The organism is Cellulomonas sp. SLBN-39 (genome assembly GCF_006715865.1).
In the GTDB taxonomy this organism is placed as follows: Bacteria; Actinomycetota; Actinomycetes; order Actinomycetales; family Cellulomonadaceae; genus Cellulomonas.
In genome coordinates this window covers 1021959-1037031 of record NZ_VFOA01000001.1, presented here as the reverse complement: position 1 = coordinate 1037031, position 15073 = coordinate 1021959, and the positions used below count along the sequence as shown (strand labels likewise).

At 75.5% G+C, this 15073-nt stretch carries 19 protein-coding genes and 1 tRNA gene; 9 read left to right on the top strand and 11 right to left on the bottom strand.

Annotated elements, in window-relative coordinates:
* Positions 1 to 193 precede the first annotated feature (193 nt).
* Both FBY24_RS04685 and FBY24_RS04680 read right to left on the bottom strand, forming a co-directional pair.
* Positions 194 to 766, bottom strand: coding sequence for an ImmA/IrrE family metallo-endopeptidase (locus tag FBY24_RS04685; RefSeq protein WP_142158503.1), 573 nt, complete (start codon positions 764 to 766; stop codon positions 194 to 196).
* Between the two features lie 3 nt (positions 767 to 769).
* Complete coding sequence (locus tag FBY24_RS04680; protein ID WP_142158501.1) at positions 770 to 1147, bottom strand: helix-turn-helix transcriptional regulator; 378 nt, start codon at positions 1145 to 1147, stop codon at positions 770 to 772.
* A gap of 120 nt (positions 1148 to 1267) precedes the next feature.
* Between FBY24_RS04680 and FBY24_RS19095 the strand changes: the two genes are divergently transcribed.
* Positions 1268 to 1435 (top strand): hypothetical protein, encoded by a 168-nt coding sequence (locus tag FBY24_RS19095; protein ID WP_174243465.1) that lies wholly within the window; start codon positions 1268 to 1270, stop codon positions 1433 to 1435.
* Between the two features lies 1 nt (position 1436).
* Positions 1437 to 1658: a DUF2188 domain-containing protein gene (locus FBY24_RS04675; RefSeq protein WP_142158499.1), complete on the top strand. Its 222-nt coding sequence runs from the start codon at positions 1437 to 1439 to the stop codon at positions 1656 to 1658.
* A gap of 183 nt (positions 1659 to 1841) precedes the next feature.
* Here FBY24_RS04675 and FBY24_RS04670 read toward each other — a convergent pair whose 3' ends face one another.
* The 5 genes from FBY24_RS04670 to FBY24_RS04650 all read right to left on the bottom strand — a co-directional run bounded on the left by FBY24_RS04670 (position 1842) and on the right by FBY24_RS04650 (position 5353).
* Positions 1842 to 3047 carry a type II toxin-antitoxin system HipA family toxin gene (locus FBY24_RS04670; RefSeq protein WP_255432225.1) on the bottom strand — a complete coding sequence of 402 codons (1206 nt, stop codon included), beginning with the start codon at positions 3045 to 3047 and terminating at the stop codon, positions 1842 to 1844.
* A gap of 44 nt (positions 3048 to 3091) precedes the next feature.
* Entirely contained in the window at positions 3092 to 3400 is a 309-nt protein-coding gene (locus tag FBY24_RS04665) for a helix-turn-helix domain-containing protein (protein WP_140459466.1), read from the bottom strand.
* Between the two features lie 117 nt (positions 3401 to 3517).
* Positions 3518 to 4243 carry a hypothetical protein gene (locus tag FBY24_RS04660; RefSeq protein WP_142158495.1) on the bottom strand — a complete coding sequence of 242 codons (726 nt, stop codon included), beginning with the start codon at positions 4241 to 4243 and terminating at the stop codon, positions 3518 to 3520.
* A 57-nt stretch (positions 4244 to 4300) separates the two neighbouring features.
* A complete protein-coding gene (locus tag FBY24_RS04655; RefSeq protein ID WP_142158493.1) occupies positions 4301 to 4702 on the bottom strand; it encodes a hypothetical protein in 402 nt (133 codons plus the stop codon).
* Positions 4703 to 4750: 48 nt separating this feature from the next.
* Complete coding sequence (locus tag FBY24_RS04650; protein ID WP_142158491.1) at positions 4751 to 5353, bottom strand: DUF305 domain-containing protein; 603 nt, start codon at positions 5351 to 5353, stop codon at positions 4751 to 4753.
* Positions 5354 to 5491: 138 nt separating this feature from the next.
* Between FBY24_RS04650 and FBY24_RS04645 the strand changes: the two genes are divergently transcribed.
* Positions 5492 to 6223, top strand: coding sequence for a response regulator transcription factor (locus FBY24_RS04645; protein WP_140459470.1), 732 nt, complete (start codon positions 5492 to 5494; stop codon positions 6221 to 6223).
* Entirely contained in the window at positions 6220 to 7323 is a 1104-nt protein-coding gene (locus FBY24_RS04640; protein ID WP_142158489.1) for a cell wall metabolism sensor histidine kinase WalK, read from the top strand. Before FBY24_RS04645 ends, FBY24_RS04640 begins: the two co-directional genes overlap by 4 nt.
* A gap of 15 nt (positions 7324 to 7338) precedes the next feature.
* Here FBY24_RS04640 and FBY24_RS04635 read toward each other — a convergent pair whose 3' ends face one another.
* The gene (locus FBY24_RS04635) at positions 7339 to 8016 is read right to left on the bottom strand and encodes a DUF6803 family protein (RefSeq protein WP_142158487.1); all 678 of its coding nucleotides are present in this window, start codon (positions 8014 to 8016) and stop codon (positions 7339 to 7341) included.
* A gap of 148 nt (positions 8017 to 8164) precedes the next feature.
* A complete protein-coding gene (locus tag FBY24_RS04630) occupies positions 8165 to 9001 on the bottom strand; it encodes a helix-turn-helix transcriptional regulator (RefSeq protein WP_142158485.1) in 837 nt (278 codons plus the stop codon).
* Between the two features lie 102 nt (positions 9002 to 9103).
* Between FBY24_RS04630 and FBY24_RS04625 the strand changes: the two genes are divergently transcribed.
* Positions 9104 to 9847: an SDR family oxidoreductase gene (locus tag FBY24_RS04625; RefSeq protein WP_142158483.1), complete on the top strand. Its 744-nt coding sequence runs from the start codon at positions 9104 to 9106 to the stop codon at positions 9845 to 9847.
* A gap of 20 nt (positions 9848 to 9867) precedes the next feature.
* On the opposite strand, the gene FBY24_RS04620 is transcribed toward FBY24_RS04625, so the two are convergent.
* A complete protein-coding gene (locus FBY24_RS04620) occupies positions 9868 to 11853 on the bottom strand; it encodes a patatin-like phospholipase family protein (RefSeq protein ID WP_160158428.1) in 1986 nt (661 codons plus the stop codon).
* 150 nt (positions 11854 to 12003) lie between these two features.
* Here FBY24_RS04620 and FBY24_RS04615 point away from each other — a divergent pair.
* Positions 12004 to 12076, top strand: a tRNA-Arg gene (locus tag FBY24_RS04615).
* A 256-nt stretch (positions 12077 to 12332) separates the two neighbouring features.
* Positions 12333 to 12626 carry a hypothetical protein gene (locus FBY24_RS04610; protein WP_142158479.1) on the top strand — a complete coding sequence of 98 codons (294 nt, stop codon included), beginning with the start codon at positions 12333 to 12335 and terminating at the stop codon, positions 12624 to 12626.
* A 6-nt stretch (positions 12627 to 12632) separates the two neighbouring features.
* On the opposite strand, the gene FBY24_RS04605 is transcribed toward FBY24_RS04610, so the two are convergent.
* Positions 12633 to 13454: an FHA domain-containing protein gene (locus tag FBY24_RS04605; RefSeq protein ID WP_142158477.1), complete on the bottom strand. Its 822-nt coding sequence runs from the start codon at positions 13452 to 13454 to the stop codon at positions 12633 to 12635.
* 130 nt (positions 13455 to 13584) lie between these two features.
* On the opposite strand from FBY24_RS04605, the gene FBY24_RS04600 reads away from it, so the two are divergent.
* Positions 13585 to 14280, top strand: a complete 696-nt coding sequence (locus FBY24_RS04600; RefSeq protein WP_160158427.1) for an SAF domain-containing protein — start codon at positions 13585 to 13587, stop codon at positions 14278 to 14280.
* Positions 14281 to 15066 carry a hypothetical protein gene (locus FBY24_RS04595; RefSeq protein WP_142158474.1) on the top strand — a complete coding sequence of 262 codons (786 nt, stop codon included), beginning with the start codon at positions 14281 to 14283 and terminating at the stop codon, positions 15064 to 15066.
* The last annotated feature ends 7 nt before the right edge of the window (positions 15067 to 15073 follow it).

Genomic DNA, 15073 nt, shown 5'->3' with positions numbered 1-15073 from the left:
GGGGTTGGCAGTCGAGGGTGAGCTCGCGGAGGAGTTCGCCCGTGATGGCGTGGACGACTCTGACGTCGAGGTCGGCGATGAGCATGATCACGGGGGTTCGGGCGTGGGTTCGGCCGATGCCGATGTGGTGCAGGCGTCCGGCGGCGCGCAGTGTGAGCCTGCCGTTGGCGTCGATGCGGTCGGGGCCATCGGTCTAGGGCAGCGTTGCTGCGGCACGGCGGGCTCGTGCGCGCTCAGCGATGCGTCGCCCACCTGACGCGTCGAGCCGCCAGGTAGCCATCTTGAGGCTGACGTTGTACTGAGCCGCGACGGCGCCCGGGTCGGCTCCTCGCATCGCGAGGTACCTGGCTTGCTCCATCGGGACGAGGAGAGCGCCTGCGAGTTCAGCCGCGTCACGCTCCTGTGCGATCGACGAGCCCTTGCATCGTCCATCCGAGTCGATCCATGCAGCCGACAGCTCGTGCTCGGCGATGAGGTGTGCGACCTCGTGCGCGAGGTTGGAGAGCACGCGAACAGGCGCGTGACTGTGGTTGTAGATCACCACGTGCCCGCTGCCGTCGCGGATCGTGGCCGCCGACCACTTGCCGGGTGCGTCCCGAGCGAACCGGTCTCTTGCCTCAGGTGAGGCGGGAATCTCGCCCAGGCTGAGGATCGGCACGCCGTACTCCTGGGACCACCGGCCCGGATCGAACGGTTCCGAGTTCTTGAGGTTGATCTCTCGACGTACTTCCGCCGCGAGGCGCTGCAGGGAAGCCTTGCTTGCCACGGGCTACCCTTCGCCGCGTTTGGCCGAGCGGACGTGCGTAAGCGTGGCTCGGAAGATCTCCTCGAGGTAGCGCTTGTCGCTCTCCGATAGGTCTGACCGAGCGCGAAGCAACGCGCTCACTTCACTCGTGAGTTCCTTCTGCTCTGCCTCGCCGCGTACGGATGGAGCAGGTGTGCGCAGGAACTCGTCAGCGGACATGTCGAGCCAGCGCACGATCTTCGCGTAGCTCGTCAGGTCTGGCTGTTGGCCGTTGCGCAGGCGTGACAGCAGCGCCGGGCTCACGCCGATCTTGCCGGCGGCCTGTCTCCACGAGAGGTCGTCTGCAGTGATGCGTGCCTCCAGCACGCCGGTCAGTTGGGCCAAGTCGATCGTCGGGCTCATCGTCGGGGGTCCTCCACGACTCGATCCTACGACAGCCGATCCAGTGTTGCAGTACTGAAACACGCGGTGCTACGGTGTCGATGCACTGTTTCAGTCGAGCAACAAGGTTAGGAGTCAGAGATGGCAAAGAACACAGGCGGCGGCTTCCGCCGCGGTGCGGTGACTGGCCGGTCCCAGACGCGCAACCCGCGCACCGGCATCTTCACGAAGCGGGACGGCTCGACGGGCCGCTTCATGGACGGCAAGACGAGCGGAGGCCCGTTCAAGGGCGTCCGGAAGGAGAAGTGAGATGGCCAGGAAGCGCTACGACGTCGTGTACAAGACGAGCCAGTGGCACGTCACCCACACGTCCCAGACGCTCTCGACCTACGCCATGAAGTCCTCGGCGATCAACGCCGGAGTCAGCGTGGCCCGTCGGAACGAGCCCAGCCAGCTGATCATCCACCGGATGGACGGCACCATCGAGGATGAGCGCACCTACGGGGACGACCCGTACCCGCCGCGTGGGTGAAGCGCCGCGCTCGGTTCGGTCGGTCCTCCAGTGCGGGAGCTTCGCCGCGCTGGAGGACTGACCGGACGCGACCCCAGGCCTGTTGTTTCCAACCGCGCATCAGGGTCTCCGCCGATCGATGTCGCGCGACATCGGCAGCAGCCCGGGCCCCCAAGGCCCGGGCTGTTCTGCTCTACCGCCCCGTCAGCCGGCGATGGCGTCCGGCACGGTGCCCAGCGCGGCGAAGGCCGGTGCCATCGCCTCGATCTCGCTGGCGGGGAGCCACTGCGAGGCGATCGTGCGCCAGCCGCTGACCGCCGCCGCCACCTCCGTGAGCACCTGCCGCGCGGCCGACGGAGAGAGGCGGAACGCCGGCGCGACCGAGAGCGCCAGTCCGATCGTCGCGGCGTCGTCGGCGCTGTCGACGAACGTCGACAGGTGCGTCGGGCCGGGTTCGGGCTGGGGATTGATGTCGAACACGGGTGCGAGGTGCCACGACGTGCCCCCGGCGTGCAGGAACCCGTGGTTGCGCAGGTGGTCGTCGGTGTTGCTGACCAGGATGCTGAGCACGAGGCGGCGCCACAGCTCGGCCAGGTCTCGGCCCGTGCGGGACGATCGTTCCTCGATCACCTCGGCGATGTCGAGGTAGCTGCGCTGCTCGCCGTCGGTGGCCTCCAGCATCGTCATCGCGCTGACGTAGCCGACGCGGTGGCCTGCAGGGGTGCGGTCGAACCGTTCGACGACGAGCACGTGCCGCCCGGCAAGCCGCAGCAGCCGCGATGCGGGGACGTCGATCCCCGCACGGGCGGCCAGCTCGAGGGCCACCTTCTCCCAGGCCATGACGTTCCACGTGTCGTGCGCGGCCGAGGGGAACTTGGCGATGGCGACCCGGCCCTCGGGGGTCATGACGTGGGCCTTCGGGCGGGCTCCGCCGAGGGAGCTGCCCACTCGGAGCAGCCGTCTCAGGTCCGGGAGCGGCGCGTCGTCGCGCTCGGCGGCGTCGGCGAGCGCCATGAGCTCGGGCAGGTCGGTGAGCGCGGGGACGCCGGTGTCGTCCGTCGCGAGGAAGGGGCCGTCGTCGACGCTGAACCGCAGCGCACCCTGACGCAGGTCGTCACGGACTCCCAGCAGGAAGTCGATCTCGCCGAGCGTGCGCGCCGCACGCCCCTCCTGGCGTGCGGTCCGTGCCTCCGCCCGCGAGATGAGCGTGCGTCCCCAGCGGTCCGGTGCGCAGTCGCTCAGCGCTCCGAACAGGCGCGTGCCGACCGGGGTCTGCGTCGGTGCCGTGCTCAGCGGCAGCGTCGGGTCCAGCTCGTACGCACCGGGGCGCGCGACGAAGGACGAGGTGTAGACGAAGGTGGCGGACTCGGTCCGGCCGCGCCGGTGCGCGTACAGGGTTCCGGCGTCCACGTCCGTCCCACGGTCGCTCACCCAGACCCGGACGGGATGCCCGCTCACGACGGCTGCCGACGACGGACACGAGCCGGCAGCGCCTCGGCGGCACGGAGTCGTCCGACGTCGGTCGTCAGCGGGTCGACGGACGCGGTGAGCTGGTCGAGCACCCCCAGCGCCCGTGCGACGCGCAGGAGGGACTCGATCGTGCCGCCGCGTCCCTGCTCGATGCGTCGAAGAGTGGTGACGCCGACCCCGGCGCGGTCGGCGGTCTCCGCCAGGGTCAGCTCGCGCAGCCGGCGCCACCGGCCGAGCGACTCGCCCATCTCGACCGCCGCCCGTGCCACCGCGCGAGGAGTTCCGGTCGTCATGGGTGCCCCTTAAGCATCAAGAGTGATCTCTGAGCCAGGTTAAGCGATCGATATCGACGTGTCACGCATCGTCGGTACTCCGAGGACTTCATCCGGCGCAGGCGGCGCGGGCCGGTGTCATCGCGCGCCGGCGCGGGAGAGGAGCGGGTCGCGCAGGACGCTCTCGTGCATCGCCGTCGTGTCGGGGAGCGCGGACGCGGCCCCGGACGTGACGGCGGGCCAGTGAGCGTCGAGCCACTGCCGCTCGCCCTCGTCCAGGCGGTCCAGCCGACGTCGCAGCAGTCCGGCGACCACCTCGACGCGCGCGCGGTCGTCGTGCGCGTGGCGCAGGAGGTAGGCGAGGGCTGTGATGACGGGGGAGAGGTCGTCGCCCCGGACGGTCGTGCGCACGCGGGAGAGCGTGGCGGACAGGCGCCGGAGCACGTCGTCCCAGCAGCGGTCGTTGCCGACGGCGGCGAGGCCGATCAGCGCGTACTCCCGCACGGCGTGGTCCGGGTCGTCGAGCGCGTCGGCGAGCAAGGCGTCCACGCCGTCCTCGCGGCGCTTGGTGAGGGCGAGGAGCGCGGCGCAGCGGACGTCGCTGGTGCCGGGACCACGGGCGGCGACCCGGCGTCGCAGCACCTGGCCCCCGTGCGGTCCGTCGACGTCGCCGAGAGCCGCGGTCACGGTGACGGCCCGCCAGCCACGCAGATCGTCCAGCTCGGCCAGCACGCGGTCACCCTCGGCGCCGAGCCCGACCGCCGCGGCGACGGCTCGCTCGAACGTGGCGGTCCGGGCCGATCGCAGGCCCGCCGCGACCTCGTCGACCGTGGTCGGGAAGCGGGCGGCAGGTCCGGTGCTCACCGCTGCATCGTGCCGCGCCGTCCCCTGCCGTGCCGGGAGGGTCGGCGGCGCGCCCGGTCAGGGCTCGGCCGGCAGGCCCTCGTCGGCCGTCGCGGCGGCGCGGGTGATGACGAGCGGGGCGAGCGTGGGGGGCAGCGGGGACGCGCCCGGGCCGCCCGCGCGCAGCCAGCCGTCGAGGTCGGCGGTGGCGGCGTCGCCGGCGAGCTGCTCGAACCACACCGGGCGCGCGCCGGAGCGCCGGCAGGCGGGGGACGGGCGGGCCACCACGACGTCGCCTCGCTCGCACTCGTCGAGGCAGTCGACGAACGTCAGCCGCGCGGCACCCGCGTCCGCGACGGCGCGCAGCCGTGCCGCCTGCCCGCCGGGCAGCGGGTCACGGCCCTCGAGGGTCTCGCCCGCGCACAGCCGGCACGCGGTCAGCCCGGGGGTCGTCTCGGTGGGGCTCACGTCCGCTGGCACCGGGCGACACTACGGCCTCCGGGCGCGGGCGCCGGGCCCGCGCTGCGGTCACAGGCCACGCAGCAGGTCCTCCATCTCCGCGATCTCGGCCTCCTGGTCCTCGATGATCTGCTCCGCCAGGTCCAGGGCGGCCGGGTCGGAGCCGTCGGCGAGCTCGACCTCGGACATCTCGACCGCGCCCCGGTGGTGGGCGATCATCAGGTCGAGGAAGCTCCGGTCGACGTCGAGGCCGTCGAGGCCCTCCAGCGACGCCATGGCCTCCTGCTGGTCCATGCCCTCCATGTCCATCCCGCCGTGGTCCATGCCGCCGTGGTCCATGCCGGCCGGCCCGGGCTCGCCCCACGCGTCGAGCCACCCCTGCATGAGCTCGATCTCGGGGCCCTGCGCGTCCCGGATGCGCTCGGCGAGCTCCCGGACCTCGTCGGTCGTGGCGTCCTCGACCGCCAGCTCCGCCATCTCCACCGCGCCCTCGTGGTGGACGATCATCATCTGCGCGAACCACACGTCGGTCTCGTTCACACCGGCGGCGTCGGCCGACGCGGCGGGCGCCGCGCCGGGGTCGGTGCCGCTCTGCCCCGCGCAGCCGGTGAGCAGCAGGGCGAGCGTCAGCGCGGTCGCGGCACCGGCGGTGCGCAGGCGGGTCCTGGTCACGATCGGGCTCCTTCGGGTCGGGGGCGGGACGTCGGTCCCGTCCGCACCTCCAGCCTGCGGCCACCTGCCCGCGCGTCCGGTCGGCGGACGATCAAGGTTCGATGAAGATCGCGCGCCCCGGCCCGCGCGGGCCGCACGATGGGGGACGTGACCGCCCCGCAGACCGTCCCCGACCGCCGGGCCGTCGTCGTCGACGACGAGCAGGCCCTCGCGCGGCTCGTCGCGGGGTACCTCGAGCGCGACGGGTTCGAGACCGTCGTGTGCCACGACGGTCTGCAGGCCGTCGACGTGCTGCGCGACGTCGACCCGGACCTCGTCGTGCTGGACCTGGGCCTGCCCGGGCTCGACGGCGTCGAGGTCTGCCGGCGCCTGCGCACGTTCTCCGACTGCTACGTCGTCATGCTCACCGCCCGCGCCGACGAGGTCGACACGCTCGTCGGGCTGTCCGTCGGGGCCGACGACTACATGACGAAGCCGTTCAGCCCCCGCGAGCTCGTGGCCCGCGTCGGCGCGCTCATGCGCCGGCCCCGCCGCGACGTGACGCTCGCGCCGGCCCGCGGCGGCACCGTGCTCGAGGTCGGGCCGCTGCGGATCGACGTCGACGCCCGCGAGGTCCACCTCGACGGCGCACCCGTGCCGCTGACCCGCACCGAGCTGGACGTGCTCGCCGCGCTCGCGGCCCGCCCGGAACGGGTCCTGACCCGGCGCGCGCTCATCGACGCCGTCTGGGGCCCGGGCTGGGTCGGGGACGACCACCTCGTCGACGTCCACGTGCTGCACGTGCGGCGCAAGCTCGGCGACACGGCCGAGGCCCAGCGGTTCGTCCGGACCGTGCGCGGGGTCGGCTACCGGATCGGCACGGGCGCGTGAGGCCGGGGGCGACGCGCGGCCTCGTGGCCCGGCTCCTCGGCGCGATCGTCGTGGTGCTCGCCACCGGCGCGCTCACGGCCTGGCTCGTCGCGTCCGTCATCGGGCCGGGCCTCTTCCACGAGCACATGGTGCGGGCCGGCGTGGGCGACCACGACGCCGCCGTGCTGCACGCGGAGGAGGCGTTCCGTGACGCCAGCACCGTCTCGCTCGCGCTCGCGACCGCTGCGGCGGCGCTGGCGTCCGCGGCCGTCAGCCTCGTGCTGGCGCGACGGATCGGGCGGTCGCTCGCGGCGGTGTCCGACGCCGCGGCCCGGGTGGGGGCGGGCGACTACGCCCACCGGGTCCCCGCGCCGGGCCTCGGGCGGGAGTTCGACGACCTCGCGGCCTCGTTCAACACGATGGGCGACCGCCTGCACGAGGCCGACCGGCTGCGCGCCCGCCTGCTCGCGGACGTCGCCCACGAGCTCCGCACGCCCGTCGCCACGCTCGCCGGGTACGTGGAGGCCGTCGAGGACGGCGTGCAGACGATGGACGCCGCGACGATCGCGGTGCTGCGCGAGCAGACGGTGCGGCTGACCCGGCTCGCGGAGGACCTCGCGGCGGTCACCCGCGCCGAGGCCGGCGACGTGACGCTCGACCGGGGTCCGGTGGCGCCCGCGGAGCTGCTCGACGCCGCGGCGGCCGCGGTCCGGGAGCGGGCAGCCGCCGCGGGGGTCGCGGTCGTCGTCGTGCCCGCCACCGGCGTGCCGCCCGTCCTGGCCGACCGCACACGTGCCGCGCAGGTGCTGGACAACCTCCTGACCAACGCCGTGCGGCACACGCCCGCCGGGGGCGCGGTCACGCTGTCCGCCCGGCCGGGCGACGGCACGGTCGCGATCGACGTCGCGGACACCGGCGAGGGCATCGGTGCGGCCCACCTGCCGCACGTCTTCGAGCGGTTCTACCGCGTCGACACCGCGCGGGACCGGGGCCGCGGCGGTGCCGGCATCGGGCTGGCGATCAGCCGGGCGCTCGCGCTCGCGCACGGCGGCGACCTCGTCGCGTCCAGCCCGGGGCCGGGCTGGGGATCGACGTTCACCCTCACGCTGCCCACCGCCTGAGCCCCCGGCCGGTGGTCAGTGCGTCATGCCGGGCATCGTCGCGCCGTCGTCCATCAGGTGCGTCGGCTCCCAGCCGGCTACGGCCGGGTCGACCATGCCCGCGATCATCGCGACGTGCGCCACGACGAGGAACACCCCGACGAGCGTGGCGTGCACGGCCAGGCGCCGGCGCCCGTCCCACCCGGCGCCGACGACGCGCGACTCGAGCAGCGTGATGCCGAGCAGCGGCACCACCCCCAGCAGGTACGCACCCACCGCCACCACGTCGACCCAGCCGCGCCAGCCCCCGCCCACCGTGAGCGGGACGACCGCGTGGCGCAGGAGGTAGACGACGACCCCGACGAAGTAGACGCCCGCGACGAGCCCGGCGTACCGGTTGAGCGCGGCGACCGCGCGAGGCACGCCGGGCCGGAAGAGGACGGCGAGCTCCGTGACGGCGAGGGTCTCGGCCAGGACCACCGGGACGGCCATGAACAGCAGCAGGTTCCACGGCTGGTTGTCCGCCAGGAGGCCCATGTAGTGCGTCGAGCCCATGTCCTCGCCCGCCGGCCAGACGGGCAGGGCGAGCGCCACGCCGACGACCACGAGCAGGGCGACGGCGAGGGCCGCGGCACGGGCCGTGGTCCCCGGGTCGGCGCGGTGCGGCGCGGGGTGCGGGGCGGTGCCCGGCGCGGACGGTGCGGTGGTGGTCATCTCGGCCTCCTCGGTGCGCCGGGCGTTCCGGCACCACCTCACGGTCCGGCGGGCCTGCTGAGCCGTCCCTGCGGAACGATGAAGAGCCGATGAAGGCGGTGGCGTGCGCGCGTCGCGACGGGGCCGTCCGGGACCATCGGCCCGGACGTCAGCGGGGTGCGGGGGCGTCGAGGGAGTCGAGCAGGCGCAGGCGGTCGGCATCGGCAGCGCTCACACCGGTGAACACGAGCAGCGCCTGCGCGGCGTTCTCGGTGTAGAGGAACTGGCAGTCGACCTCGACCGCGCCGACGTGCGGGTGCAGCAGGGTCTTGCGGCGCGACGGCGGCCGGCCGACCTCGTGCGCGGCCCACACCTCGACGAACTCGGGTGACGTCGCGGTGAGCCGCTCGACGATCGCGCGCGCCTGCGTGCCGCTGCTCTCCGAGGTCAGCGCGGTGCGCAGCCCTGCGGCGAGGGTCCGGGACTGCGTCGCGTGGTCCTGCGGCGGGTAGAGCGCGCGCTCGGTCGCCGGCTCCGCGAACCACCGGTAGTACTGGCTGCGCCGCATCCCCGTCATCGACGCCTCGTCGCCGACCAGGGCGACGGCGAGGCGGTTCTGCACGACGGCCTCGGCGAGGTCGGTGACGACCATCGCCGGGGTGTCCTCCAGGCGGTCGAGCACCCGCAGCACCGCGGGCGGCACGTGGTCGGCGCGGTGCCCGCGCGGCGGCGGCCGGTGGCCGGCCAGGCGGAACAGGTGGTCGCGCGCGTCGAGGTCGAGGTGCAGGGCGCGGGCCAGCGCGCCGAGCAGCTGCTCCGACGGTTGCGGGCCGCGCCGCTGCTCCAGGCGGGACAGGTAGTCGGTCGACATGCCGGCGCGGGCGGCGACCTCCTCGCGGCGCAGCCCCGGGGTCCGTCGGCGCGGGCCGTCGGCCAGGCCGACGTCGCCGGGCGTCAGCCCCGCGCGCCGCGTGCGCAGGAAGTCGGCGAGCCCGGGGCGGTCCATGCCCCCAGCGTGCGGCGGTCGCGTCCCGGCGTCCAGGGAGCGGCGGTCCCTGGATCGACGCGGCTCTGGTCGGGCCGGCGGGACGGGCGCAGCGTGGTCGGCATGGATCTCACCTCCCGCACCGTCCTCCTCACCGGCGCGACCTCCGGCATCGGCCGCGGCCTGGCCGAGCGCCTGGCCGACGCCGGCAGCACCGTCGTCGCCGCCGGGCGTCGCGCCGACCTGCTCGCCGAGGTCGCCGCCCACCCCCGCATCCACCCGCTCACCCTCGACGTCACCGACCCGGCGTCGGTCGCGTCCGCGGTCGCCGAGCTCCTCGAGCGGTTCCCGGCGCTCGACACCGTCCTGCTCAACGCGGGCGTCATGCTGCCCGAGGACCTGACCACGGGCGACGACCTCGCGACCGCCGAGCTCACGGTGGCCACCAACCTGCTCGGACCGCTGCGCCTGGCCGCGGCGCTCGTGCCGCACCTGCTCGACCGGCCCGGCGCCGCCCTGGTGACCACGACGTCGGGCCTGGCGTACGTGCCGCTGCCCGTGACGCCCACGTACAGCGCGACCAAGGCCGCGCTCGCCTCGTGGACCGAGTCGCTGCGCGTGCAGACCGCGGGCCGGCTGGAGGTCGTCGAGCTCGCGCCGCCGGCCGTGCGGACGGGGCTCATGGGGCAGCAGGACTCGCCGCACGCCATGCCGCTCGACGACTTCCTGACCGAGTCGTTGTCGCTGCTGGCACAGGACCCGACGCCGCCGCAGGTCCTCGTCGAGCACGTGCACCCGCTGCGCTTCGCCCGGGAGCGCGGCACCTACTCCGACGTGCTCGCGATGCTCGGGGCGCGGACGCGCTGACCCGGCCCGCCCGTCCGGCGTCACGCCCGAGGCATCTCCGTCCCCGTTCCGGCGTCGACCCCGGCTGCCGGGGCGGGCCCGGGCGTGGGTGCCGTCGACGCCGCGGACGCGTCGTCCGGCACGAGCCGCAGCCGCGAGCGGGGGCGCGGCGCGGAGTCGGTGACCCGGGCGTCGGCCCACGCGTCGGCCACGTCCAGCAGCCCGCGGGTGCGCAGGAGCAGGTCCAGGCGCTGGTCGCGCTCCAGGTCGGGCACGGGCGGGTCCCGGTCGGGGTCGCCCCACGCGTCGAACGGCGTGGCACCAGCCGCGTGCGCGCGGAACTGGTGCGCGAACGTCGCCGACCACTGCGCGAACCCGGCCGTCGCGGTGCGCAGCCGCACCCAGCGGTGCACCTGCCACCCCGGCGCCGGCACCGCCCCGGGGTCGTCGCCGGCGAAGCGCTCGACGAGCCGTTCGGCACCGGCCCGGCCGCGGGCGGCGAGCGCCGTGACCGTCGCCGGCGGCATCGCGAGGTTCATGCCGCCCTCGTCCTCGCCCTGGAAGACCGTGACGACGCGGTCCCGGTTGCCGGGCATGACGAGCTGCCCCTCGTCGACCCAGCCGCGCGCGGTCTCGACGACCTGCACGAGGAACGCCCCCATGCCCGCGAGCCCGCGCGTGGGCAGCCGGTGGAACGGCAGCCGCGTGCTCTCGCCCCACGTGGTCGGCAGCGACGTGTTCTCCCGCTCGTCGGCGGCCCGGCCCCGCCCCTCGGGGAACGGGCGCAGGTCGATCGCGAACGTCGGCCGGGTGGCCAGCGGCGAGTCGAAGAAGTGCACGGGCAGGTTGGCGCACACGCCGCCGTCGGTGAACCAGACGACGGTGCGGCGCAGGGCGACGTCGTCGTGCCCGTCGTCGTGCCGGTCGACGTGGACGAGCGGCACCGCGGTGATCAGCCCGGGGAAGCTCAGGCTCATGCGGGTGGCGACGACGACGGGCAGGTCGTCGCCGGCGGGCAGCGGCACGAGGCCCGCGTCGGCCGCGGCGGCGACGGTCAGCGGGTCCAGGCCCGCCGGCGGGTGCGCGACGAGCCAGTCCAGCACGACGGGCGGGAACAGCCCGGCCCACACCCTGCGGTCCAGGTAGAGGTCCTGCCCCGACCAGGGCATGGTCGTCGGCCGGTGCTCGGTGACGTTCGTCGTCATCATCCGCAGGTCGACGCCGTGGTCGCGCAGGTCGCCGAACGTCAGCGGCGGGCCGTCGTCGGCTCGCCCGGCGAGCCGTTGCAGGGTCTGCGCGAGCCACGGGGTCAGCGCGGGCGCGTCGCCGTGGTCCACGCCCGGCATGCCGGTGCAGATGCCGTAGCCCTGCGCCGTCATCGCCCCGACGGACCGGACGACGCCCAGCAGCACCGCCACGGCGGCGCCGACGACGACGAGCAGCACCCCGGCGACGACCCCGGACCAGCGCGCCGCGCCGCCGGCGGTCCAGGCCAGGGCCGTGGCCGCGACGCCCGGGACGGCGCCCACGAGCATCCAGCCGAGGTACCCGCGGGCCGCCGCGCGGGCGAGGGACCAGGCGCGGCCGACCGCGTGCGGCACGACCAGCAGCGCACGCCGGCGTCGCGTGCGGCGGCCGCGCGCCGGGACGGGTGCAGCGCTGCCTGCGGGCCGCGCGTCGACGGGGCGCATCCCGCCGACGAGGACCCGGTGCAGGCCCGCGGTCGCGCGCGTCGGCTGGAACAGGTGCAGCAGCACCGAGCCGCGGTCGGGCCCGACGGTGCGCGTGAGCTCGTCGGGCAGGGCGTCGAGGAGCTCGAACCCGCCGTGGCTGCGCCCGACCTCGGCGGCCGCGGCCGCGGCGGCGGCGATCGCCCCGGCCGACGAGCCGCCCACGGACCGCAGCCGGTAGGTGCGGGCCAGCTCGCACACCGCGCGCGGGTAGACGACGCCCGACGTGATGCCGCCCTTCATCACGACGTCGCACTCGAGCGGCGGGTCGGACGGGTACGTGGTCGCGGTCGTCATGGCGTCCCCCTCGGCAGCGGGCACCCGGTCGGGCGTCCACCTCAGGAGGAGCGCGCGACGCTGTGACGGGATACACGCACGGGCCCGGCAATCTCGGTTTGGGCGCGGGGCCTGATCCCTGTATCGTTCTGGACGGCCCTGCGGGGCCATGCGCCCGTAGCTCAATGGATAGAGCATCTGACTACGGATCAGAAGGTTGGGGGTTCGAGTCCCTTCGGGCGCGCAGTTCGGACGGGGCCTGGCACCGTGACGGTGCCAGGCCCTCGTCGTTCTCAGCAGGTCCTTCCCTGGACGGCGTCCATCACGCTGGCCGAACCCCTCAGAACCCCGACGACGGGGTCGACGGGTGGACGGGACCTCACCGGCCGCGACCGGCGCGCACGAGCGCGACGCGCGGCCAGCCCACGGCGCAGCGCCGACGGGCTCAGGCCGACAGACGTGCGCACGCCGGACCGGCGTGCGCGAGGAGTGAAGCACCGATGACCACCGTGGTGGCGCTCACGCGCGCCCCCCGCCCGGCCCCCTGGCCCGGCGACCTGTCCACCGTCCCCGACCACCGCGGCGCCCAGCGCGCCCTGGTCCTGCTCGAGCTGTCCCAGCACGGCCCCTGCGACGCCGTCGTCCTGGCCGACCGCTGCGGCCTCGGCCCCGCCGACGTCCTGACCCACCTGCACGACCTCGCCGGCGCCGGCTACGTCACCGCCCGCGGGCCGGTGTGGTCCGCGGCCTCCCTCGTCGAGCGCCACCACCGCCGCGTCCGCGCCGCCGGCTGACCGGCGTCAGGCGGTCTCGACCACCTCGACGCGGCACGTCACGTCGCCGAGCCGCACCGTCGTGCCCGACGCCAGCACGTGCGCCGTCCCGGGGGCGAGCCGGCGCGGCGGGTCCGCCACGACCACCGTCCCGTTCGTCGACCCGCAGTCCGTGGCCCGGATGGTCCCGTGCTCGTCGACCTCGACGAGCAGGTGCGTCTTGGAGACCAGCATCCCGGGGCTCGTCACCCGGACGGCCGTGCGCCCGGGTGCGGCAGACGGGTTGCGTCCGAGCGCGGCCCGCCCGTGGAACGTCACCGGCGCGGCGCCGGCCACGTGCAGGCGCGCCGCCGGGGTGGCCGCAGGGGCGCGCAGGCGCTCGACGACCTCCGCGTCCGGCGAGGTCAGCGCCGTGACGTCGAGCACCGGGACGGCCGTCGTCTCGACCCGGTGCGGCTCGACCGTGCCGCACCCGGCGCAGGTCGCGCGGGCCAGCGGCTGCGCCTGCCCGCACCGTCGGCACGGGGAGTCGGCGGGCACCGGGAGCGGGGTGGCCGCAGGCGTCCCGTCGGCCGTCAGGCGGTGCACGGCACCGTCGGGGTGGACCGCCAGGTCCTGGGCCCCGCTGTCGCCCGTCAGGTGCAGGCGCACGGGCCGGCCGACGACCCCCGCGACGGCCGTCGCCCTGGCCAGCACCCCGTAGCGCAGACGGTCGGCCGTGGGCGCCTCGCACGCGTGGGAGGCGCCGTTGACGGCCACCGTGGCCCGGACGGGCGAGCGCAGGACGGCCGTCACCTGCGGCCACGCGCCGACGGTGACCGGCATCGGGCCGGGGGTGGGGGCGTTCATGCGGGCGATGGTAGCCACGCCATCCGAACGGGTGACCGGTCTGTCCGGTTCGGGGGCTTCGTCGGGGTCGCCACCTATAGTCGGCTCCCGGACACGGGCGGACGAGAGGCGTGGGCGTCGGAGGATGACGGTGAGCACCAGTACGAGCAGGACCGAGACCGGGCCGGGTGGGCGTACCCGCACCGGTCGACCGTCGACCCCGACCACCGGTGACCGGCTGCCCCCGCCGCCGCGGGAGCGCCGGCCCCTGCTCGCCGCGTTCGCGGTGCTGCTGATCGTCGGCGGCGCCGCCGTGGCGGGGCTGCTCGCCGTGCGCGCCGACTCCCGCGTCCCCGTGCTCGTCGCCGCGGAGGACATCCCCGCCGGCGAGGAGATCACCGCCGACCGGCTGCGGACCGTCGCCGTCGCCGCGGAGGGCACGTTGCTCGTCCCCGCCGACCAGGAGCAGGTCGTCGTGGGGCAGTACGCCCGCCGACCCATCTCCGCCGGCCAGCTCCTCGACTCGACGATGCTGACGAACCTCAGCACGTTGTCCGCCGGTCGCGTCGCCGTCGGAGCCTCGCTCGCCGTGGGTCGGGTGCCCGCGCTCGGGCTCCAGCCCGGCGACGTCGTGCAGCTCGTGCGGGTCGTCGACGGCCAGGGCGAGGTGCTCGTCCCCGACGCGCTCGTCAGCTCGGCCGTCACGGCGGGCGACAGCGGTGCCAGCTCCGTCGTGGCGACGTTCATCGTCGACGAGGCCGACGGCCCCGCCGTCGCCGGCGTCGGCGCCGAGGGGCAGCTCGCGGCCGTGCTCGTCACGCGCGGCGTGCCGTCCGAGGAGGGCTGAGTGCTCGTCGCGCTGGCCTCGGCGAAGGGCGCACCCGGGGTCACGACGACGGCGCGCGTGCTCGCGGCCGTCTGGCCGCAGGACGTCGTGCTCGTCGACGCCGACCCCGCCGGCGGTGACGTCGCTCTCCTCGCCCGCCGCCCCGACGACGGGGCGCTCGACCCCGAGCGCGGTCTGCTGTCGCTCGCCGCCGACGCGCGCCGCGGCTACGTCGACAGCCCGCTCGAGGACCACCTCCAGCAGACCGAGGGCGGGCTCGACGTGCTGTGCGGCGTCTCGACGCCCGAGCAGACGGCGGCGATCGCCCCCGCGATGCCCGCCCTGGCGTCGGGCCTGCTCGGGCAGCAGGCGCGTGACGTGGTCGTCGACTGCGGTCGGCTCGGCCCGTCGAGCCCGGTCCTGCCGCTCGCGCTGGCGGCCGACGCGCTCGTGCTCGTGGTCCGCCCGCGCCTCGAGGCGTTCGCGCACCTGCGCGAGCGGGTCCGCTGGCTCGCCCACGCCCGGCAGCCGCGGCCGGGCACCCCCGCGGTCGGCATCGTCCTGGTCGCCGACACCCGCGACCGCGGCTCGGCCGGTGAGCTGGCGCAGCTCCTCGCGCACGAGCAGCTGCCGGCCGTCGTCCTCGGCCAGGTCGCCGACGACCCCCGCGCCGCCGACGTCGTCGCCGGCCGCCTGCGCCGCCCCGTGCAGCGCTCGCTGCTCGTGCGGTCCGTCCGCCCGCTCGTCGAGCCGGTGCAGCAGCTCGCGGCCCACCGGGCCGCCGGCCGCGCCCGCACGACGGCCTGACCGGGAG